This window comes from Neoehrlichia mikurensis, assembly GCF_019186785.1.
Lineage (GTDB): Bacteria > Pseudomonadota > Alphaproteobacteria > Rickettsiales > Anaplasmataceae > Neoehrlichia > Neoehrlichia mikurensis.
In genome coordinates this window covers 522,618-543,308 of sequence record NZ_CP066557.1, presented here as the reverse complement: position 1 = coordinate 543,308, position 20,691 = coordinate 522,618, and the positions used below count along the sequence as shown (strand labels likewise).

Annotated in this window: 19 protein-coding genes and 2 tRNA genes; 10 read left to right on the top strand and 11 right to left on the bottom strand. The window is 26.0% G+C overall.

Annotated elements, in window-relative coordinates; all coding sequences use genetic code 11:
* Positions 1-7 precede the first annotated feature (7 nt).
* Positions 8-1,021 (top strand): aspartate-semialdehyde dehydrogenase, encoded by a 1,014-nt coding sequence (locus tag HL033_RS02165; RefSeq protein WP_218194443.1) that lies wholly within the window; start codon positions 8-10, stop codon positions 1,019-1,021.
* A 27-nt stretch (positions 1,022-1,048) separates the two neighbouring features.
* On the opposite strand, the gene HL033_RS02160 is transcribed toward HL033_RS02165, so the two are convergent.
* Together HL033_RS02160 and metK are read right to left on the bottom strand one after the other, a co-directional pair.
* Positions 1,049-2,167: an FtsW/RodA/SpoVE family cell cycle protein gene (locus HL033_RS02160; protein ID WP_218194442.1), complete on the bottom strand. Its 1,119-nt coding sequence runs from the start codon at positions 2,165-2,167 to the stop codon at positions 1,049-1,051.
* Positions 2,167-3,366 (bottom strand): methionine adenosyltransferase, encoded by a 1,200-nt coding sequence (metK, locus tag HL033_RS02155; RefSeq protein ID WP_218194441.1) that lies wholly within the window; start codon positions 3,364-3,366, stop codon positions 2,167-2,169. The genes HL033_RS02160 and metK overlap by 1 nt, the downstream gene beginning before the upstream one ends.
* Before the next feature lie 547 nt (positions 3,367-3,913).
* Here metK and HL033_RS02150 point away from each other — a divergent pair.
* Positions 3,914-3,990: transfer RNA gene (locus HL033_RS02150), tRNA-Arg, on the top strand.
* Between the two features lie 18 nt (positions 3,991-4,008).
* Positions 4,009-5,181 (top strand): FAD-dependent monooxygenase, encoded by a 1,173-nt coding sequence (locus HL033_RS02145; protein WP_218194440.1) that lies wholly within the window; start codon positions 4,009-4,011, stop codon positions 5,179-5,181.
* Positions 5,182-5,911: 730 nt separating this feature from the next.
* Here the strand turns inward: HL033_RS02145 and HL033_RS02140 are convergent.
* On the bottom strand, positions 5,912-6,505 hold the full coding sequence (locus tag HL033_RS02140) for a hypothetical protein (protein WP_218194439.1): 594 nt from the start codon (positions 6,503-6,505) through the stop codon (positions 5,912-5,914).
* A gap of 71 nt (positions 6,506-6,576) precedes the next feature.
* Positions 6,577-6,648 (bottom strand) — tRNA-Gln (locus HL033_RS02135).
* Positions 6,649-6,864: 216 nt separating this feature from the next.
* Here HL033_RS02135 and HL033_RS02130 point away from each other — a divergent pair.
* From HL033_RS02130 to dnaJ, 3 genes are all read left to right on the top strand, one after another.
* The gene (locus HL033_RS02130; protein WP_218194438.1) at positions 6,865-7,719 is read left to right on the top strand and encodes a glycine--tRNA ligase subunit alpha; all 855 of its coding nucleotides are present in this window, start codon (positions 6,865-6,867) and stop codon (positions 7,717-7,719) included.
* A complete protein-coding gene (gene glyS, locus HL033_RS02125; protein WP_246575339.1) occupies positions 7,706-9,811 on the top strand; it encodes a glycine--tRNA ligase subunit beta in 2,106 nt (701 codons plus the stop codon). The genes HL033_RS02130 and glyS overlap by 14 nt, the downstream gene beginning before the upstream one ends.
* Positions 9,812-9,874: 63 nt before the next feature.
* Positions 9,875-11,023 carry a molecular chaperone DnaJ gene (gene dnaJ / locus HL033_RS02120; protein WP_218194437.1) on the top strand — a complete coding sequence of 383 codons (1,149 nt, stop codon included), beginning with the start codon at positions 9,875-9,877 and terminating at the stop codon, positions 11,021-11,023.
* 50 nt (positions 11,024-11,073) lie between these two features.
* Here dnaJ and nadC read toward each other — a convergent pair whose 3' ends face one another.
* Positions 11,074-11,907, bottom strand: coding sequence for a carboxylating nicotinate-nucleotide diphosphorylase (gene nadC / locus HL033_RS02115; protein ID WP_218194436.1), 834 nt, complete (start codon positions 11,905-11,907; stop codon positions 11,074-11,076).
* Positions 11,908-11,983: 76 nt separating this feature from the next.
* Between nadC and plsY the strand changes: the two genes are divergently transcribed.
* A complete protein-coding gene (gene plsY / locus HL033_RS02110; RefSeq protein ID WP_218194435.1) occupies positions 11,984-12,562 on the top strand; it encodes a glycerol-3-phosphate 1-O-acyltransferase PlsY in 579 nt (192 codons plus the stop codon).
* Positions 12,563-12,579: 17 nt separating this feature from the next.
* Here the strand turns inward: plsY and ruvC are convergent, their stop codons facing one another.
* The 3 genes from ruvC to hemE all read right to left on the bottom strand — a co-directional run bounded on the left by ruvC (position 12,580) and on the right by hemE (position 15,051).
* On the bottom strand, positions 12,580-13,110 hold the full coding sequence (gene ruvC / locus HL033_RS02105) for a crossover junction endodeoxyribonuclease RuvC (RefSeq protein ID WP_218194434.1): 531 nt from the start codon (positions 13,108-13,110) through the stop codon (positions 12,580-12,582).
* Positions 13,110-13,934, bottom strand: coding sequence for a cytochrome c oxidase subunit 3 (locus tag HL033_RS02100; protein WP_218194433.1), 825 nt, complete (start codon positions 13,932-13,934; stop codon positions 13,110-13,112). Before HL033_RS02100 ends, ruvC begins: the two co-directional genes overlap by 1 nt.
* 88 nt (positions 13,935-14,022) lie before the next feature.
* Entirely contained in the window at positions 14,023-15,051 is a 1,029-nt protein-coding gene (gene hemE / locus HL033_RS02095) for a uroporphyrinogen decarboxylase (protein ID WP_246575337.1), read from the bottom strand.
* A gap of 410 nt (positions 15,052-15,461) precedes the next feature.
* Here hemE and HL033_RS02090 point away from each other — a divergent pair, with 410 nt between their 5' ends.
* Complete coding sequence (locus HL033_RS02090; RefSeq protein WP_218194432.1) at positions 15,462-16,319, top strand: hemolysin family protein; 858 nt, start codon at positions 15,462-15,464, stop codon at positions 16,317-16,319.
* Here HL033_RS02090 and HL033_RS02085 read toward each other — a convergent pair.
* On the bottom strand, positions 16,316-16,843 hold the full coding sequence (locus HL033_RS02085; RefSeq protein ID WP_218194431.1) for an HK97 family phage prohead protease: 528 nt from the start codon (positions 16,841-16,843) through the stop codon (positions 16,316-16,318). The two genes, HL033_RS02090 and HL033_RS02085, sit on opposite strands and share 4 nt — an antisense overlap.
* Positions 16,844-16,997: 154 nt before the next feature.
* Positions 16,998-18,176, bottom strand: a complete 1,179-nt coding sequence (locus HL033_RS02080; RefSeq protein ID WP_218194430.1) for a phage portal protein — start codon at positions 18,174-18,176, stop codon at positions 16,998-17,000.
* A gap of 354 nt (positions 18,177-18,530) precedes the next feature.
* On the opposite strand from HL033_RS02080, the gene HL033_RS02075 reads away from it, so the two are divergent.
* Together HL033_RS02075 and nadA are read left to right on the top strand one after the other, a co-directional pair.
* Positions 18,531-19,280: a methyltransferase domain-containing protein gene (locus tag HL033_RS02075; RefSeq protein ID WP_218194429.1), complete on the top strand. Its 750-nt coding sequence runs from the start codon at positions 18,531-18,533 to the stop codon at positions 19,278-19,280.
* Positions 19,281-19,321: 41 nt separating this feature from the next.
* Entirely contained in the window at positions 19,322-20,263 is a 942-nt protein-coding gene (gene nadA / locus HL033_RS02070; protein ID WP_218194428.1) for a quinolinate synthase NadA, read from the top strand.
* Positions 20,264-20,269: 6 nt separating this feature from the next.
* On the opposite strand, the gene HL033_RS02065 is transcribed toward nadA, so the two are convergent.
* A complete protein-coding gene (locus tag HL033_RS02065; protein WP_218194427.1) occupies positions 20,270-20,644 on the bottom strand; it encodes a ferredoxin family protein in 375 nt (124 codons plus the stop codon).
* Positions 20,645-20,691: the final 47 nt, after the last annotated feature.

The following is a 20,691-nucleotide window of genomic DNA, read 5'->3' as shown; positions in this document are numbered from 1 at the left end:
AAATTCTGTGAGTTGTAAAATAGCTATTGTAGGAGCAACAGGAAATGTTGGAAGAGTAGCAATTAATATTTTAGCACAAAAATCATTTCCTGTAGAAAATGTTATAGCACTAGCATCAAAGAAATCTTTTGAAAAAAAAATAAGCTATGGCAAAAAAGAAATAATTTCTTGTGGAGTACTAGATGGATATGATTTCTCTAATGTTGATGTAGCTATATTTGCTACTGGATCATCAGTTGCAGAACAATATGTAGAAAAAGTAACATCACAAGGGTGTATAGTAATAGATAATTCTTCTCTTTTTAGAATGAATGAAGATGTGCCGTTAATTGTTCCTGAAGTTAATTCTCACGATATTCAAAATTATAAAAAGAAATATATAATATCCAATCCAAATTGTTCCACTATACAAATGGTAATGGTACTAAATCCTTTACATCAAATATCCAAAATCAAAAGAGTTGTAGTATCTACTTATCAATCAACATCAGGAGCAGGAAAGGCTGCTATGGATGAGCTATATAACCAAACTAAAGGAATATTTATGAACAAAAATATAGCTCCTAAGCAATTTACAAAACAAATTGCTTTTAATTGTATTCCTCATATAGATGTTTTTCTGAATAATGGTTCAACTAAAGAAGAATGGAAAATGCAAGTAGAAACGCAAAAAATCTTAGATAAAGAAATACAAATAAGTGCTACATGTGTAAGAGTACCTGTATTTGTATCCCATTCTGAATCACTAAATATTGAATTCACTTCTAAAATTTCAGAACAAGAAGCTATCAAGGCTTTAGAAGAAGCACCTGGAATATTAGTATTAGATAGAAGAAAGGATAAAGGATACGCAACTCCTATTGATTGCGTAAACGATGATTATATTTACGTTTCAAGAATAAGAAAAGATAATACAGTACCATATGGGTTAAGCATGTGGGTAGTAGGAGATAATTTAAGAAAAGGTGCAGCATTAAATGCAGTTCAAATATTAGAAATTTTAATACGAAATTACTTGTAAGATATATTTGTTCAATTGTGGAAAAATTCAATAAACAATTATTCTTTTTACTGCTAACCTACCCTTATTAAAAGAAATGGTAGATCCTAAAAGAAAGCTTATGGATAATAAAGATGATCCACCGTAACTTAAAAGCGGAAGGGATAATCCCGTTGTTGGTAATAAATTTAGTACAACACCTATGTTAACTAAAAACTGTGTTGAAAACTGAAAAAATAAACCAGCTATTGTTAATAATCTAAACATATCACTTTCTTTATATGTAAAATACCACATTTTTGCTGATATATACCCAAATACAAGCAAAATTAATAAACAACATATTATTCCAAATTCTTCTGCAGCTACAGAAAATATAAAATCTGTATGACAGTCAGGTAATAAAAGTTTTACTATTCCTTCACCTGGACCTACGCCTGTAATTTTTCCTATTTTAAAAGATTGAATAGATTTACTGATTTGAAAATTATCATGATTTAAAGGATCAAAAAATACATATATTCTATTCCTTACATAAGGAGTAAAATAACAACATAAAAACACAATCAATAATAATATTGATCCAATAATGAAAAAGTATAAATAATTTATTCCGCATAAAAATAGCTGCAAAATCCAAGTAATAGATAATATTATAGACATACTAAAATCTGGCTGAAGTAACAACAATGTTACGAGGATAAAATATATACAAAAAGAAATATAGTATTTATAGTATATATTACTACAGAGAATATAAGCTGTAACTATAACAAAAAGTGGTTTAGCAAATTCAGAAGGTTGAATGGAAGCTCCAAAAATATACAACCACCTTTTTGAACCTTTTACCTCAATACCAAAAAAAAACATATAAACTAAAATACAAATAACAAAAAATAATCCGATAAATGACATTCTTGTTAGTACATAATAGTTTATTAATGAACACAGTATAATAATACACAAAGACATTAACATATATAGCAAATGTCTAGATATAAAATAATTTTGTGGTAATAGTATTTTTTTTTCAATAACTGGTCCAGCAGAAGAAATTAGAACTAAACTACAAACCAACATAAAAATTATTGAAAAGAAAAAAGACTTATCTACAGTACGGTACCAACTATTAAATAGTCCTCTTATTGATGAATCAATAACCTTCATTATTGACAATTTTCTCTATAATTATACAGTTGAAATTCTTTACATAATATAAGTGATAGATCTTCTTTTTCCCATGAAAAATTTCCATAACTAGTAGGATTTCTTCCGAAATGACCATAGCATGATGTAGATCTATAAATAGGCCTACAAAGCATTAAATAATTGCAAATTCCATAAATTGACAAATCTATATTTTCTTGAATAATTTTCTTTACCTTTTCGTTATTAAAATTTTTATTAAAAGTATTAATATCAAATGACAAAGGATCAGCAATACCTATAGCATAGGACAATTGCACAAGACATTCTTTTGCTAACCCAGAAGATACTATATTTTTAGCTATATAACGTGCCATATAAGCTGCTGACCTATCAACCTTACTTGGATCTTTTCCAGAAAAAGCCCCTCCTCCATGAGGTATATGTCCACCATAAGTATCTATCATAATTTTTCTTCCTGTCAAACCACAATCACTTACTGGCCCACCTATAACAAATCTTCCTGTTGGATTAACTAAAAAGTCTTCATTCGAGCACATCCAACCTTGAGGTAAAGAAGATAACACATAGGGATAAACTATTTCTTTTATTTGTTTATTACTTAATCCTTCAAAATGCTGAATAGACAGTACTAAATGTGACACTTTAACAGGTTTATTATTTTCATATAACAACGTAATTTGAGTTTTTGCATCTGGTCCAAGTTCAATAATTTTATGTTCTTTAACTGCCTTCATAATGTTTTTTAATATTAAATGAGCATAAAAAATAGGGGCAGGTATTAAACTTTTTGTTTCATTTATAGCATAGCCATACATAATTCCTTGATCACCAGCACCTTGATTTTTTCCAATATTTATACCCATAATTATATCAGGTGATTGTTCATGTATTAGAATATCAATGTCAACACTTTTCCAATTAAATCCTTTTTTATCATATCCTATATCCTTTATTGTTTCACGCACTAAGAATTCAATTTTAGACTTATCAAAATCAACACCATAAACTTCTCCAGCAATAATAACTTTATTTTTTGTAATTAAAGTTTCTATAGCTGCATGGGCAAATGGATTAATAGAAATACAATAATCAAGAACTACATCAGATATTTGATCTGCAATCTTGTCAGGATGTCCAGCAGAGACAGATTCACTAGTAATAAAATAATTGGAGCAATTTTTATCTAAATGAATCATTTCTTAAAATCTAAATGTAAAAACACTTTTATATTAGCAAACGTGCTTATAAAAAACAATAAATCAATTTTTAAACCTTAAGAAAAAAATTATTGTATAACAGATAATTTTAATATCCATCTATTTAGGTATCAATAATAGTTTTTTTATTATTACAAAATTATATAAAACACTTAATATTTAGATTAAATACAATTTATTATAAAATTAAATCTCGTAATAAATGTCATACAAAAAATAAAACATTAATCTTAAAAAAAATAGTACATGCAAAGCAATTGTATAACAATACTCGATACATTTAAAATCAATTTTTTCTTTAATAAACTTTAAATAATCATTAAAATAGCAACACTAGGTAATTTACTTTACAACTTTCAAAAAAAATAATGTAAGTGTCAAAACTGCTCTTATGATGTAAAATTTACTTTAATAAAATTAATTACCTTAATTATAATTAACAAATATTTTTTAACAAAAACATCAAAAATACCTTTAACTAGCAAACTTGACTAATTTTAGTAAATATAGTAGCCTAAAAGTTTATGTGTCCGTAGCTCAGCTGGATAGAGCATCAGCCTTCTAAGCTGTTGGTCAGGGGTTCGAATCCCTTCGGACACACCATTCTACAACGTATTTAATATGAGTTCACATTTACATTATAGTGTTATTGTATTAGGTGGAGGAGTTAATGGAATAATTGCTGGTATTGGTTTAACACAAAAGGGAATTTCAACAGCAATTATAGACACTAATAGTTGTTTATTATCTACTATAGGTAATAAAGTATTTGCTTTATCAAAAAAATCTCAAGAAATTTTACAAAATATTAATATATGGAAAGATATAAAAAAATATTGCCCAGTACACGACATATTAATATATGATAGTGATAGTCCAATATCAATTCATTATAATGATAAAATTGTACATCAAAACTCAATGGGATACATTGTAGAAGGTAATCACTTAGCTAGTATTTTAAAAAAACATCTTGAAAAACTTGATATATATACATCAACTATATATCAATCTATATCTGTGAAGGAAGATTTTGCAGAAATAATTCTTAATAACAAAAAATCTTTAAGAGCATCCCTAATAGTTTGTGCTGAAGGGAAAAATTCCAGAATGCGTACATTACTAAAGATACCAACTATTGAATATGATTTTCAACAAAGTTGTATTGTATGTAATATTTCTCATAAAAATAACCATAACAATACTGCTATAGAATATTTTTTACCAAACGGTCCACTAGCAATATTACCAATGGATAATTATAATACATCATCAATTGCATGGACAGAAAAATCCAATATTGTAAAAATGCTAACCAAATTAAGTAAGGAAGATTTTGAAATTGTACTTCAAAAAAAGTGTAAAAATTATTTAAAAGATATTAAATTAAAAAGTAATATATTATCCTACCCAGTATTTCTTACTTTTGCTAAAAAAATGTATAAAAATAGAACAATACTAATAGGTGATGCCGCACATTGTATACATCCAATAGCAGGACAAGGGTTAAATTTAGGATTAAGAGATATTGATAGATTAATAAGTAATATAGAAAGTGCAATCATAAACGGCATTGATATTGGTAGTGATTATATTTTACAAAACATTTGTCGTGATAGATATTTTGATAATTTTTCTATGACTTTTGCTACAACAGGATTAAATGCAATATTCTCCAATAAGTCATGTATAATAAAAATTATAAGAAATATTGGTATGTTTTCTATTGAAAATTCACCAATTTTAAAAAAAATTTTAATAAAACATGCAATGGGAATAGGAATTTTAAATTAAGTTATAAGATATTTTATATGAAAAATACATGCTTAAATTCAATGAAATTTTATACGTAAAAATTTATCACATACAATTGTATTGGTAGAATATAACCTAATGTAGAACGCTTTAATTATTTAAACCAGTATTTAATGCTGATAACAGTATTTAATAAATGTATATATAATGTGGCAATGCAACAAAAATATCAAAGTATGTTTTTGAGTATATTTAATATACAATGACATGGACTATAAGTTGAAGTAAAAACATTACTAATAGTAATAAATACATTATTCAGTTACCATTTTTTTCATTATAAAGTAAAATACTGATATATGTTTAACAAAAGCATATATTAGTGTATTAAATGATGTTTTATGTGATGATACTTTAGTATTTTATTTTAAAAGTTATAAGTTTTAAGATATTATTGATGAATTGTATTATGCTTACTATTACACTAATCTTATTATATTAAAAATATAAGCTTTATATTTTTGAACTTTATAAAATTGTAATACATTTTTATGCATTTTATATTTGTTGATAAAAGCATATATTGTATGTTATTGGATAAATATAATTTCATACTAATGCTTGCTATATATACATATAAGTTTTTTAGGTATTCTTTTAATATTTAGCTAAACAATTTACAATGTATACCATTAAGTTTTAATATACAGTTATATTGTTATGTTGCTAACAGCAATATAATAAATATTAATATACTATATATTTCTTGTTACTTATCATTATCTTCTATATTATGAATTTTTTTATTAAAAATCAGCATTTCATAAACAATATTATCTACTAAGCTTTCAATTTTCCTCATATTTGAATTTTTTATAAAATTAATATCAATATTACAACTATTAGAAGATGTTTTATTTTTTGTGTTCAAAACTTCATATATTATATTGTTAATTAAAGAGTCAATATTTTTCATGAATGAATTTTTTATAAAATAAATATCATTAGCATTTCCCGTATAACCATAATCATAACATAAATTATCTTTATTTGAATAATCCTTTCTTAAAAAAATAGATCCAAAAATATGTAGTAAAAAATCTTTCCATTTTATATTCCAAATAGTAATTTGTATAAAATAGGGAACAATAAATGCAAAACCTATTTTAAAAACTCTACCATAAGTTAAGCTATCTAGATTATAATAATACCACTTAAAATAATTAAAAGAATAGATATAAACATTCTTAGGATTTCTATACATAAAAATCTCAGAAATTCCTTCTGTAAAAATTATTAATGTAGCAGAAACAAGATAGCTAAATATAATAAGAAAAATTATTTTAGAAAAAATACCCTTCATGTTACTCAAAATATAAGAAAGTAACATAAATCTATAAAAAAACATAATTGCTACAAACTTAATTAAGTGAGCTGGGGTGGAAGGGATCGAACCTTCGAATGACGGTATCAAAAACCGTTGCCTTACCACTTGGCAACACCCCAATAAAAATAATTTTACTGTATATATATCATCAATTTATTAAGTAAATGATTATATAAACGTAACAAAAATGCAAGAAAAATAGTTATACTAATTCAATACCAATCGACCAACTTTAACTTGCTTTTATACAAATAGTATATATAAATAAAATAAATCTTGTATAGAAATCTTATTACAGATATATAATATTAAAGTAATATATTATATCAACATATGTGAATTTTCAGAATATTATAAAAACATTACAGGATTATTGGGAAAGTTATGGCTGCATTATATTGCATCCATATACTTCTGAGCTGGGGGCTGCTACTCTTCATCCAGCAACTTCGATTACTGCTATATCTAAGTTTCCTGCAAAATTATCATATATGCAACCTGTTATTAGACCATCAGATGGAAGATATAGCAAAAACCCTAATCGTTTATATCAACATCATCAGTATCAAGTGATAATAAAACCATCATGTGAAACTTTACAAAACGATTATTTAAAAAGTCTAGATAAGTTAGGAATATCTACAAAAAAATACGATATAAAATTTATTGAAGATGATTGGGAAAATCCTAGTATTGGAGCATGGGGACTTGGATGGGAAGTTTCTTGTAATGGCATGGAAATAACACAATTTACATACATGCAGCAAATTGGTGGTATTGATTGTTCGCCAGTATCAGGAGAAATAGCTTACGGTTTAGAACGCATAGCTATGATTATTCAAAATGTAGATAATGTATACGATATAATTTGGAATAATTCAGGAATAACATATGGAGATATATTTAAACAAAGAGAATATGAATTTTCATGTTTATCACTAGATTATTATAATGTAAATTTTCTATTTGAACAGTTTAATAAGAATGAAGAAATGTGCTTATTTTTAATAGAAAAAAATCTTCCTTTAGCTGCATATGATTTTTGTATAAAAACTAGTCATATTTTAAATTTACTAGATTCTCGTGGAGTAATAGGTGTTAATGAACGCGCATCATATATATTACGTGTCAGAAAGCTAGCTAGTTCATGTTGCAATTTATATAGTAAAATAAATAGTGGAAAAAATTAATATGCCATCAGATTTACTTTTTGAATGTTTATCAGAAGAAATTCCCCCAAAAATGCAAATTAATGCTATTTCACATATTAATTTATATATTAAGGATAAGTTTAAAAAGAATAACATAGAATTCAGTTCAGCAAAAGTTTTTATATCATCAAACAGAATATCGTTAATTATAAATGACATAAAAGCAAAAGAAATTCAAAGTGTTACAAAAGTAAAAGGTCCAAACATAAATTCTGATACAAAGGATATAGAAAATTTTTTAAAAAAAGTAAAAAAAAATTTAAATGAATTAAGTATTCATAAAATTGGTAACGAAAAATTTTATTTTTCTGAATTAGTAAATAACAATTCAGTAAACATAGAAGATTCTATTTGTATTATATTAGAAAGCATGATGAAAAATTTCCCATGGGAAAAAAAAATGAAATGGGGAGATAAAAAGGAATATTGGGTACGTCCAATAGTAAATATTTTATGTATAATTGATAATAACCCATTACATATAAAATTTGCAGAATTAATATCCAATAATAAAACTATTGGAAATAAATTTCTATCAGATAACAAATTTTTTACGATTAATAGCATTAATGATTACTATACAAATCTTAAAAAGAAATATGTAATGTTAAATCAAGATAAAAGATTAAAATTTATATTAGATCAAATCCATGAGTTAACTTTTAGTAAAAAATTAACTTGTGAAAAAAATGACAAATTAATTAATGAATTAAATGGAAGTATAGAATATCCAATTGTAATAATGGGAAAAGTAAATCAAAAATTTATAAATTTACCAAAGGAAGTCATTTTATGTGTAATGCATAATCACCAAAGATATTTAGCAGTTTTTAACAATAACAAGATTACACATTTTATTACTATAGCTAGTATAGTAAATAAAAATATAATACATGGACACGAAAAAGTGTTAAATGCAAGGTTAACTGATGCTGATTTTTTAATTAATCAAGATAAAAAATTTAGCATGGATCATTATAAACAATGTTTAAGTAATATATTATTTCATACAAAATTAGGTACTTTAATTGATAAAGTAAATCGTATGGCTATATTAGCAAAGTATATTTCCATATGGATACCTCGTTCTTCTTTAATGAAAGTTGAAAGAGCATCTCTATTATCAAAAGCTGACTTATCAACATTAATAGTAAAAGAATTTCCAGAACTTCAAGGATTAATGGGAAAATATTATGCAGAATATTTTGGAGAACCTGAAGAAATTTGTAACGCAATTGCTGAGCACTATAAACCTGAAAATTCAGAAGAAAAATGTCCATTTTCGCCCATATCAGTTGCTGTTGCTATTGCAGATAAAACTGATAATCTTGTAGGATTAATACTGGCAAATGAAAAATCATCAGGATCAAGAGATCCTTTTGCTTTAAAAAGAACAGCTACAAGTTTAATAAGAATTATAATTGAAAACGAATTAAATATACCAATAAAGCTTCTTTTAGAAAAATCTATATCTTTATATATTAACTATTTTAATAAGAATTTAAAGAATAGTCAAAAAAATTTAATGGAGACAGTATTTAATTTTTGTCTTAGTAGATTCAAAATGATACTCAAAGAAAAAATGATTAATTATAGTATAATAAACGCTATTATAGAACAAAATCAAATTCATGATCTACTAGTAGAAACACAAAAAGCGTTAATTATAGATAAGTATATAAAAAATAAAGAAGGAATAGAAATACTTAAGGCTTATAAAAGAATAAATAACATCATTACTAAAGATAAAATAATTATAAATAATAAAAAAAGTATATACCAAAGATATATAATTAATAAAAAGTATTTTATTGAAGAATATGAACTATCACTATATTATGATATAAAAAGCTATAAAAAAAAAATAAAAACTTTTTTAAAGGTCAATGACTTTAAAAATTCTTTAAGTAGCTTATATTTCTTTAGTAATACTGTTAATAATTTTATGGATAAAGTAAAAGTATGTGATGTTAAAAATGCAAACTTATATAAAAATAGATTTTTTGCTATTTTTAATGCACTTCAAGTTTTTAATCTGCTTATAGATTTTAGCAAAATTGAAAATGCATAACTTAAATACTTGAATTTTTGCAGAAATAAATATAAATATTTTACCTAACTATGAGTAAATGAAATGAGTAAAAATGATTACTATGAGCTATTAGGTGTAAGCAAAAGCGCAACCTCTGATGAAATAAAAAAAGCTTATAGAAAAATGGCATTAAAATATCATCCGGATAAAAATCCTGGTAATAAAGAAGCAGAAGAAAAATTTAAAAAATTATCAGAAGCTTATGATGTTTTAAGTGATGAAAATAAAAGAGCTGCTTATGATCGCTACGGACATAGTGCTTTTAGTGGTGGCGCAGGAAATGCAGGAGGATTCGATTTTAATAGTGGTTTTTCAACAGATTTTTCTGATATATTTAACGATTTATTTGGTGGTGGTTTTGGAGGAAGATCTCAAAAATCATCAAAAAGATACGAAAATAATAGAGGATCAGATCTACGATTCGATATTGAAATAACTTTAGAAGATTCTTTTAATGGTGTTAAAGTGCCATTAAATTATGTAACACATGTAAAATGTCAAAACTGTAATGGAAGTGGTAGCGATGGATCAACTAAATCTATACAATGCAGTACATGTCATGGAGTAGGAAATATTAGGTCACAGCAAGGATTTTTTACAATAGAAAGAACATGCCATGTTTGTAATGGAGAAGGAGAAATTATTCAAAATAAATGTAAAAAATGTTTTGGTAGTGGACGAACAAGAAGCGATGTAAATTTGCTAGTAGCTGTACCAAAGGGTATAGAAACTGGTAATAAAGTACGAATAAATGGCAAAGGTGAAGCTGGTTATAGGGGTTCGCAAAGTGGTGACCTATATGTATACGTCAAGGTAAAAAATCATAAATTTTTCACAAGAAGCTCATCAGATCTTTACTGTAACGTACCTATAAAAATGACTCTTGCAGCATTAGGTGGAAGCATAGAAATGCCATCTATAGATGGTAATTGGACACAATTTAAAATACCAGAAGGAACACAAAATGGAGATAAAATAAGATTAAAAGAAAAAGGGATGCCTTATATAAATTCTCCTGGAAAAAGAGGAGATATGTATATACAAGTTATTGTCGAAACACCTATAAAATTGACAAAGAAACAAAAAGATTTATTAAAGAACTTTGATGACGAAAATAATAGTGAATGCAGTCCCCAATCAACAGGTTTTTTTCAAAAGGTAAAAAGTTTTTGGAAAGATATTAGATCATAGTTTTAATGATGCACACTTTCTTAAAATTAATTTACCATAGTTACTAATATTTAAAAAACAATGTCTAGACCTATATCTTTACTAGAAAAAGAATTTGTAATTTTTCCAACAGAAATGTAATCTACTCCTGTTTTTGAAATACTTTTAACATTATTAATATTAATTCCTCCAGAAGCCTCAACTATAGCTTTTCCATTAATAATTTCTACAGCTTTACTTATGTTATCGACACTCATATTATCAAGTAATATCATATCAACATTGTGATATAAACTTTCTTCAACCTGAGCAATAGTATCACATTCAATAGCTATTAAAGCATTTTTAACATTATTTCTTATCTTATTAATAGCAGTTGTTATATTTCCACATCCTGCAATATGATTATCTTTTATCATTATTTTATCATCTAATCCATTACGATAACTTTCACCTCCTCCTACATTCACTGCATATTTATCTAATATTCTTAGTCCTGGGCTAGTTTTTCTAGTACTACGAATTTTTGCTTTTGTTCCTAAAACTTCATTTACAAAAAGTCTTGTCATAGATGCTATTCCTGAGGAGTATTGTAAAAAATTCAAAATTACCCTTTCAATTGACATTAAATGTAATGCTATTCCCTCTCCTTCAATTATAGTTGTATACTTATTAATATAACTTCCATCTTTTTTATGTACTGTAAAATTGATAAATTCTTTATTTAAATTGAAAATTTCCTCTACTATTACAATCCCACATAAAACCATATCTTCTCTAGAGTTTATGGAAAATTTTACTTTTTCATTATTTGTGAAAATACTTTTACTTGTAATATCTCCATTATGTCCTAGATCTTCTTTTAGTGCATTCTGTATAATGTCAAAGAATATACTTTTACTCATAGTTTAAAATTCTTTTATGTTTAAAATAATTATTATATAATCTTATAAAGAAAAATATCTTTATTATTTAGATAAAATGGCAGTTTTTGCAATATTAGCATCTTATATTATTGGATCAATACCTTTTGGTTTAATAATATCTTATGTTTCAGGCTATGGTGATATAAGAAAAGTAGGATCACAAAATATAGGTGCTACAAATGTTTTTAGAGTAAACAAAAAGTTAGCTTTTTTAACATTTATTTTAGATGCTTTAAAAGGTTTTATTACGATTTTTACTTTAAAAACTTATGTAGATAGTGAAAATAATCTCTTATTTTTGTGTAGTTTATTTTCAGTAATAGGTCACATATTTCCTATATGGTTGAGCTTTAAAGGAGGAAAAGGAGTTTCTACTCTTATAGGAACATTTTTGGCATTTGATTATTACTTATCATTTATATTTATTATTACTTGGATGATTGTTTTTTATATTTCTAGGTATTCATCTTTATCGTCAATTTTTGCAGTAATTACTTCTTTATTGACCGTATTTTTTTTATATGAAGGAAGTAGTTTTGTTATACATTTTATATGTTCACTGCTAATTGTGTTACAGCATTATAAAAATATAATACAACTTATGAAAAGACAGGAACAAAAAATAGAGTTATGATATTTAATCAGTAGAACTTAAGTTTTAGCGTTAGTGTTTTTAGGAAAGCTGTTATTAATTTCTTGTTGCTTTTTATATTTAAAGCAGTAAATATGACATATTGCCACTGCTAATGCATCTGATATGTCATATTTTGGAAAATTTTTACATTTTAGTGTATTATTTATCATAAAAAGAATCTGATTTTTTGTTGCATGTCCATTACCTGTTATGGATTTTTTTATAAAAGTAGGTGAATATTCACTAATCGGAATTCCAGATATTCTTAATGATAAAAGAGATATTCCCCTTGCATAGCATAGCGATATTGATGATTTTGGGTTTATGTTTATGAATATTTTTTCTATTGATGCTTCATCTATATTATAAGATTGTATTATCTTGGTTAAACTAACATATATTTTATGTAGCTTATCTGAAGTATTGCTTTCTTTCAATGTAGATATTACCCCACTCTCTACTAAGGATATATCATATATATTATTAAATGATAATATTCCCCAACCAGTGTTGTTTAACCCTGGATCTATTCCTATAACTTTTTTCACTATGAACTAACTAAATATACAAAGAAAAACAATAGCAACCATATAACATCAACAAAATGCCAATACCAAACAGCACATTCAAACCCTATGTGACATTCTGGTAATAGCTGATTTCTTTTGGATCTAACCCAGCATATTAACAGAAATAATGTTCCTATTATAACATGAATTCCATGAAATCCTGTAAGCATGTAAAAATTAGAAGAATATATAGCTTTTTCACCTGTTTCTTTAAATGCAAAATCTATATGATAATATTCTATGATTTGAAATATTGAAAAAGTGAACCCTAAAATTACAGTATATCCTAATAATTTAGATGCATTTTTTACATCATTATTTATTAAAGAATAATGGGACCATGTAAGCGTGCATCCTGATAATAATAATATTACTGTGTTTAAAAATGGTATTGACCATGGGTCTAATGGTGTTATATTAGCTGGTGGCCAAGATACGTATGATGTTGGAGAGAAGTTATTAAATATACGTACAGGTAATAACCAAGATTTGAAAAAAGATGCAAAAAATCCTGCAAAAAACATAGTTTCTGACAAGATAATTATTGCCATTGACAATCTTAGGCCTTTTTTCACTATTGCTGTAAAACATTGCTCTTTTATTGCTTCTGATATTATATCTTTCCACCAATTAAATAAGGTCAGTGTTGTTAGAAATATGCCAACGGCTAGTGATATTATACCAACGTCCCATTTATGTACTACTCCAACTGCTCCAGCTGCTGTAACTAGAACTGAGATAGAAAACGATAATGGCCATGGACTTGGATCCACTAAATGGTAGTTATGCTTTTTTTCTTTCATTTAAAAAACTTTATAAAAAAGTAATATAGCTAAGTTTTTATAGATTGTATAAAGTAGATATATAAATTGTCAAGTTTTTGCTTATAAATCAATTTTTAGTTAAGGTTTTAACTGTTTGGATTAGATCATTTACATTCTCTATTGGTGTATCTGGTATAATGCCGTGCCCTAAGTTAAATATTAATGGTATATTATCGGAATCTTTTATTATTTTTTCTACTTCTTTTGCAATGTGTTTTTTACTATATGCTAATAGAAAGGGATCTAAGTTTCCTTGTATGACGGTTTTTATGTTGTTTTTTGCCCATGTTATTGGTATGTTATAGTCTATACTAGTAACGGAAACTCCTGTTTCTTCCGAGAAGTTTTTATACATTACACCTGCTCCTTTTGGAAAACCAATAATTGGTAACTCTGGATATTTTTTTTTAATGTGTGAGACTATTTCTTTTGTTGGTTCTATTACCCATTTTGTAAAAAGTGTTGAGGGAAGTATTCCCGCGTGGCTGTCAAATAATTGTATTATATCAACACCAGATTTTATTTGTTGTATTAAGTAGGATATTGTTAGTTTTGTGATTATTTTTATAATGCTTTCTAAAGTACTTGTATCAGAATAGCACATTTGTCTAATTTTTGCAAAGTTGTTTTCTTTTCCTGTCATATAAGATGCTACAGTCCATGGTGAGCCTGCAAATCCTATTAGAGGCTTACCTTTTGGTAGTGATTTTTTTACTTTTCTTATTCCATCAAAGATTGGGTTTAGTTTTTCTACTGTATCTTCTGTATAATTAATTTCTGAATGATGGGATATTGTTTTTAGTTTTGGACCAATACCTTCTATAAATTTTACTTTACATCCTAGTACATCCGGAACCACTAATATATCTGAAAATATTATTGCTGCATCTAAGTTAAACCTTTCTATTGGTTGCATTGTTAATATCTGTATTAAATCGGAGTTATAGCATATTTCCATGAAGTCTTTATATTGTTTTCTTACTTCTTTGTATTCTGGTAAGTACCTTCCAGCTTGTCTCATTAGCCATATTGGTATTGTTTCTTGTCTTTTCTTTTCTGTGATTGTTTTTAACATTAAGTTGCTCTCTATTATCATAATAATATTATATTCCTTATAGATAATTGTATTTTATTAATCCTGTGAATTATGTGAATAATTTTTTTATATGGTTGAAAATTGGCAAAATTATACCTATTTATTCTGTGAATAATTTTGTTAATAAAGTTCATATTATATTGATTTTCTGACATAATTTATGTTTATAAAGTATATGTGAATAATGTTAATAACTAAAGCGATTATACGGTAAATAAGGAAATTTATAAATGTTTTTTTTATAAGTAACTCTGTGTATAATATGGTAATGATATGTGAATAACTATTACTTACAGATTTTGTGTATAGTTATTGACAAGCTTGTTAACATAGATTGATGTATGATATAGATTTGCAATTACAAAATAAAGTTTTAATATAGAAGGTATTGTTGAGGTTTATATTTCAGTATGGATAAAAAGCTTTGTGGTGATGAATTTAATGGCAATAAACATAGGGGTTTTAAAAATAGAATATTTTCTTTTTTATTAAGAAAATTTCCAAGTTTTAGAGAATTTGCAGAACATCAATTGCTGTACGATAATAAACTTCATTTAAGTAACTTTCATGTACTTCATAATCTTATTAAGTTTAATGATTGTGCAGTAAAAGATATTATGATTCCTAGAGCAGAAATTTATGCTGTGAATATAAGTGAAGAAAATTTAATTGAAAAAATCATAATTCAGGGGCAACATACAAGAATTCCTGTTTATAAAGATAACTTAGATAATATAGTAGGCTTTCTTCATATTAAGGATGTGATGTCTAAAATTGATCAGAAATTTAATGTAAAAGATATAATTCATAATGTTATATATGTTCCACCTTCGATGAAAGCAGTTAATTTGTTTGTAAAAATGCAATCATCTCATATGAATGTTGCGGTTGTACTTGATGAATATGGGTGTACAGAGGGATTGGTTACTATGGCTGATCTTATTGAAGAAATAGTAGGAGATATTAGTGATGAACATGATATATCTTCATCTCAAGAAATTATTAACATTTCTGATAATAAAATAGAAGTTAATGCAAGAGTATTGGTTGAAACTTTGGAACAATCTTTGAATATTAACTTGAGAGATTGTGAGGAAGAATATGTTACAGTAGGAGGATTAATACTTTCTATGATAGGAAGAATTCCTATGGTAGATGAAGTTTTTGAGCATAAAAGTGGTGCTGTGTTTTTAGTAAAAGAAGTAGATGATAGGTGTATACATAAAGTAATTATTGATTTGAGTAATGTAAAAAAAAGTTCTTACTAGAATTTATGTAATATAAGTTGTGCTTTAGTTATAGTGGAATTTAAAATTTTTAATTGTTGCTCTTCAGATGTATTTTTAATATTTGTTATCTGTGCTTGCGTATTAGAAGGAAAAGTAACTAAACTAACTTCCCATAAATCTAGTTTTTCTATAACCCTTGCACCTGAATTTTTATCTATATAATAATCAATAATCTGATATCCTATGGATAATGAATTTATTACGCCTTTTTTGATCATGAGATAAACTTCTTCTGCTTTTTTTATTTCTAGTATTAATTTTACTGTTATATAAAGACCAAAATTATCTTCTATCATGTTAATAATTTTGCCTATAGGTTTGTTTTTATTATGTTGCCATAAAAACATTACTTTTTTACATGTTTTTATAGTATCAGAAAATGCTCCTGGTTTTATTATGTCATTTTGACGATCAATAACATTAAATACACTGGCATAACCTGAAAAAATGCCATATTCTCTAATGTTACTTTTAGTAAGTAATAAACTACATATTTTTTTCATAAAATTCTTTAGCTGTGAATATTGTTTAAGGAATGCTTATGTTAGAAACTTTATTATATTACATTTTGCATAGTTTTTAGAAAGTATAGTATCAATATTGAAAAAATTTCTTATATATTATTGAATGTAGAAAAATTTTTTTTAATAGCATATATTATAAAGTATTACCATTGTTTATTGGAGGTAATCCAAAAGCGGATCTTTTTTCATTTATTGTCATAAATGTTGAATTTTGTACATATTGCCAAAGTTTTTGTCTTTTTTCAGTTAAAATACTGATAGAATCTTTGTCGTATGATAAAAATATGCTATGTTTAAATTGAGGTATCAACCAAGAATTTAAATGAGATAATATATTTTCTAATTGAGGTAATATAGTTTGTTCCCATAATGCTAGTCTTGCTTCTGCTAAGTTGTTATAAGTGTTATCTCCTGGTATTCCTAGTAATTGAGGTGGTACGCCAAATGCTAGTGCGATATCACGAGCAGAACTATTTTTAGATTCTATAAAATCCATATCTTTAGGAGAGAGGCTCATTTCTTTCCATTCTAATCCTCCTTCTAATAATATAGGTCTTCCTGAATTTGTTGGTCCAGTATAAAATTCATCTACTTGTGACCTTAATCGCTGATATTGTTCTTGAGTAAGGGTTCCATTACTGTTTTTAGTAGTGTTTATAATTAATGCTCCACTTGGCCTGGCCCCGTTTTGTAGCATTGCTTGATTCCAAGATCCTGACTGGTTGTGTTGATCGATACTATATGCAGCCGCTTCAATTGGTGACAATCCATACCAATCATTCAAGGGGTGAAAATTCTTTAGATGTAGTATATTGCAAAAATTATTTAGTTTATTTACTTTGAAATCATGAGAAATATTGTTAACTTTGTATCTGTAGATAAAAGGAGTATTTTCCTTTTCTGGAATTATTTCAACTCTGTCTGGTCTTAATAGATAAAGTTCTTTAGGAATCATATTATTATTCTCTACTGATAAAATATATGCATTTCCACTTATTAGTTTATAAGTGATAATTCCTTCTATAAATTCAGATTTTGATGTGGTGCCATTAGGTCTTGATATTAAATTTAATAATGGATGGTTATAAATTTGAAAAGTGCCACTTTTAGTAATTTTGTGAAGAGTTAGTGTAACTGATGCTACAGCAGATGCTATCATGTGTATTGCTCTAAATGCAATAACATTTTTAATGTATCCATTTTCTGCAAAATTTGTATAATTTCTATCTCCCCATATATTAGTAAGTTGTGAAAATGTTGAAGATATGTTAGAAAAGGGTGATGTTTTGTTAAAGAAATTGAAAATTTTCATAAGAAATTCTTTACAATAATTTATGTATAGCTCTAATGTAAAATTTTTTAGCTGTATCTAAAAATAATATAGTTTATCAATATAAATTTATAACTTCGAAAAAATACTAGATTTTATGAAGTAAATGGAAAAAATATTTTGGTAGTAACTTAATACGTGTTTTGTAATGTATATGAAAACGTTAAGAATTTATACACACAAGATTTTATTATAAGTAGTAGCTTAATATTATTTAGGATTTTACTATATAAATTAAAAAAATTAATAAAAGAATATAATTTGCTAGATAATAAAAACATAAAAGCTAGTATATAATATAACATATGTTTTTAATATAAGGAAGTAATTTTTATAATGAGTTTTTTAACATATAAAGTGAAGTCAGCTTTTAATGAAGCTTCATGTTATTATGATAACTTTTCTGTAATGCAGTATGAAATTGCACAAAAATTATGTAATCTTGTCTATATAAATGGTAATGAAGGAAAAATTTTAGATGTAGGTTGTGGTACAGGTTATATAGGCAAAATATTAAAAATTGAAAATGCTGAATTTTTTCAGATAGATTTATCTGAAAAAATGTGCAATATAGCTAAAAAAAAAACAAATGGGTTATCTGTCAATTGTAATATGGACATGATGCCTTTTAAAGAAAATACTTTTGATATAATTATTTCATCTATGGCAATGCATTGGACAGATAATATTTTTGTAACATTGAAAAGTGTTTTAAGTATTTTAAAACCAAAATCTCAATTATATATAACTATCCCAATTTTTGGTACATTACAGGAATTAATTGCTGTTAATAAAAAAATAGGAAGTAACTTTAATTATTTTTATAAAGTTTATGAATTAAAAAATATAATAGATGTGCTAGGTGCAAAGGTACAGTATATAGATTGTATAGAATGTAGGCAATACTATAAAACATTTCGTGAATTTTTAGTAAATATGAAAATGACAGGTTCTTACATAAAAAAAAGTTTTTGTAATACAAAATACAATATATTTACTTTAAGTAGAAAATATGAAAAGTTATATGTAGATCAAGGAAAGATTTTTAGTTCTTGGCATATAATGTATTTGATTGTTAAAAAATAACGTTTCTGATACAATTTTAAAATAATTTTTAATTTGAAAACATGTTAGGTGATAATTACGAGGACATTTTTTACAAAATACGTAACATATCTAAAAAAAAAAATGCAGTCATACTTTCACATTATTATCAAGAATCAGAGATTCAAGATATAGCTGATTTTATTGGAGACTCTTTAGAATTATCAAAAAAAGCAGCCTCTACAGATGCTGATATTATAGTTTTTTGTGGAGTATATTTTATGGCAGAAGTTGCAAAAATTATTAATCCAAAAAAAAAAGTTTTATTGCCAGATATAAATGCGGGGTGTTCTTTAGCTACTTCTTGTAAAGTTGAAGATTTTAAAAAATTTAGACAAAAATATAGTGATTGTGTATCTGTAACTTATATAAATTCTTCTGCAGAGGTAAAATCTTATTCTGATATAATTTGTACATCATCAAATGCAGCTAAAATTATTAATCAAATACCTAAAGACAAAACAATATTGTTTGCTCCAGATAAATTTCTTGGTAGATTTTTAGAAAATAAGACACAAAGAAAAATGATTTTATGGCAGGGTAGTTGTATAGTTCATGAAAGTTTTTCTGAACGTGAACTTGTAGGGTTAATGACAAAATATGTAAATGCGCATGTGATAGCTCATCCAGAATGTCCTGGTAACTTATTAAAGTATGCACACTTTGTTGGATCGACTACTCAGCTTTTAAAATATACTGCTGATAGACCAGGATCAGAGTTTATTGTTTTAACAGAGGAAGGAATACTTCATCAAATGAAAAAAGTATCTGCTAAAAGTAATTTCTATTTTTTAAAAAAAACAGATAGTGGATGTGAATCTTGCAGTAAATGTCCATATATGAGATTGAACACTCTAGAAAAACTGTATGACTGTTTATTGAATGATTTTCCTGAAGTTACTGTAGAAAAATCAGTAAGTATTATGGCTAAAAAAGCATTAGACGCTATGTTAATTATGGGATAAACATGTTTATGTTATATTTTCATTGAAATATTGTACTTTGTTATTTTCATTTTTGTATAAATCTGCTTCGTTCATAGGGGATTTTTTGGAAGTAATGTTTTCCCATTTTTTTGCAAATTCAGCATTAATATTGTAAAATACTTTAAGCTTTTTTTGTTCTTCGTTTAACGTATCATCATCACATTGTAAAATATCTTTTACTGCATCATCAGTTACTATTGCATCAATAGGACATTCTGGTATACAAACGCCACAGTCTATGCATTGTTCAGGATCTATAACTAGCATATTTATGCCCTCATAAAAACAATCAACAGGGCAAACCTCAACACAATCAGTATATTTACATTTTATGCATTTTTCTGTTACAAAATGAGTCACTTAATGTTAATAGTTATATAACTTTTACTAATTATAGTTCCTTGCGA

Excerpts from the sequence above, each read along its gene's own strand:
- nadA (WP_218194428.1), top strand. The coding sequence starts at position 19,322 with ATGTTAGGTGATAATTACGAGGACATTTTTTACAAAATACGTAACATA.
- hemE (WP_246575337.1), bottom strand. The coding sequence starts at position 15,051 with ATGATAATAGAGAGCAACTTAATGTTAAAAACAATCACAGAAAAGAAA.
- HL033_RS02160 (WP_218194442.1), bottom strand. The coding sequence starts at position 2,167 with ATGAAGGTTATTGATTCATCAATAAGAGGACTATTTAATAGTTGGTAC.
- HL033_RS02140 (WP_218194439.1), bottom strand. The coding sequence starts at position 6,505 with ATGAAGGGTATTTTTTCTAAAATAATTTTTCTTATTATATTTAGCTAT.
- HL033_RS02100 (WP_218194433.1), bottom strand. The coding sequence starts at position 13,934 with ATGAAAGAAAAAAAGCATAACTACCATTTAGTGGATCCAAGTCCATGG.
- HL033_RS02080 (WP_218194430.1), bottom strand. The coding sequence starts at position 18,176 with ATGAAAATTTTCAATTTCTTTAACAAAACATCACCCTTTTCTAACATA.
- HL033_RS02075 (WP_218194429.1), top strand. The coding sequence starts at position 18,531 with ATGAGTTTTTTAACATATAAAGTGAAGTCAGCTTTTAATGAAGCTTCA.
- plsY (WP_218194435.1), top strand. The coding sequence starts at position 11,984 with ATGGCAGTTTTTGCAATATTAGCATCTTATATTATTGGATCAATACCT.
- nadC (WP_218194436.1), bottom strand. The coding sequence starts at position 11,907 with ATGAGTAAAAGTATATTCTTTGACATTATACAGAATGCACTAAAAGAA.
- dnaJ (WP_218194437.1), top strand. The coding sequence starts at position 9,875 with ATGAGTAAAAATGATTACTATGAGCTATTAGGTGTAAGCAAAAGCGCA.
- HL033_RS02145 (WP_218194440.1), top strand. The coding sequence starts at position 4,009 with ATGAGTTCACATTTACATTATAGTGTTATTGTATTAGGTGGAGGAGTT.
- metK (WP_218194441.1), bottom strand. The coding sequence starts at position 3,366 with ATGATTCATTTAGATAAAAATTGCTCCAATTATTTTATTACTAGTGAA.
- HL033_RS02085 (WP_218194431.1), bottom strand. The coding sequence starts at position 16,843 with ATGAAAAAAATATGTAGTTTATTACTTACTAAAAGTAACATTAGAGAA.
- HL033_RS02090 (WP_218194432.1), top strand. The coding sequence starts at position 15,462 with ATGGATAAAAAGCTTTGTGGTGATGAATTTAATGGCAATAAACATAGG.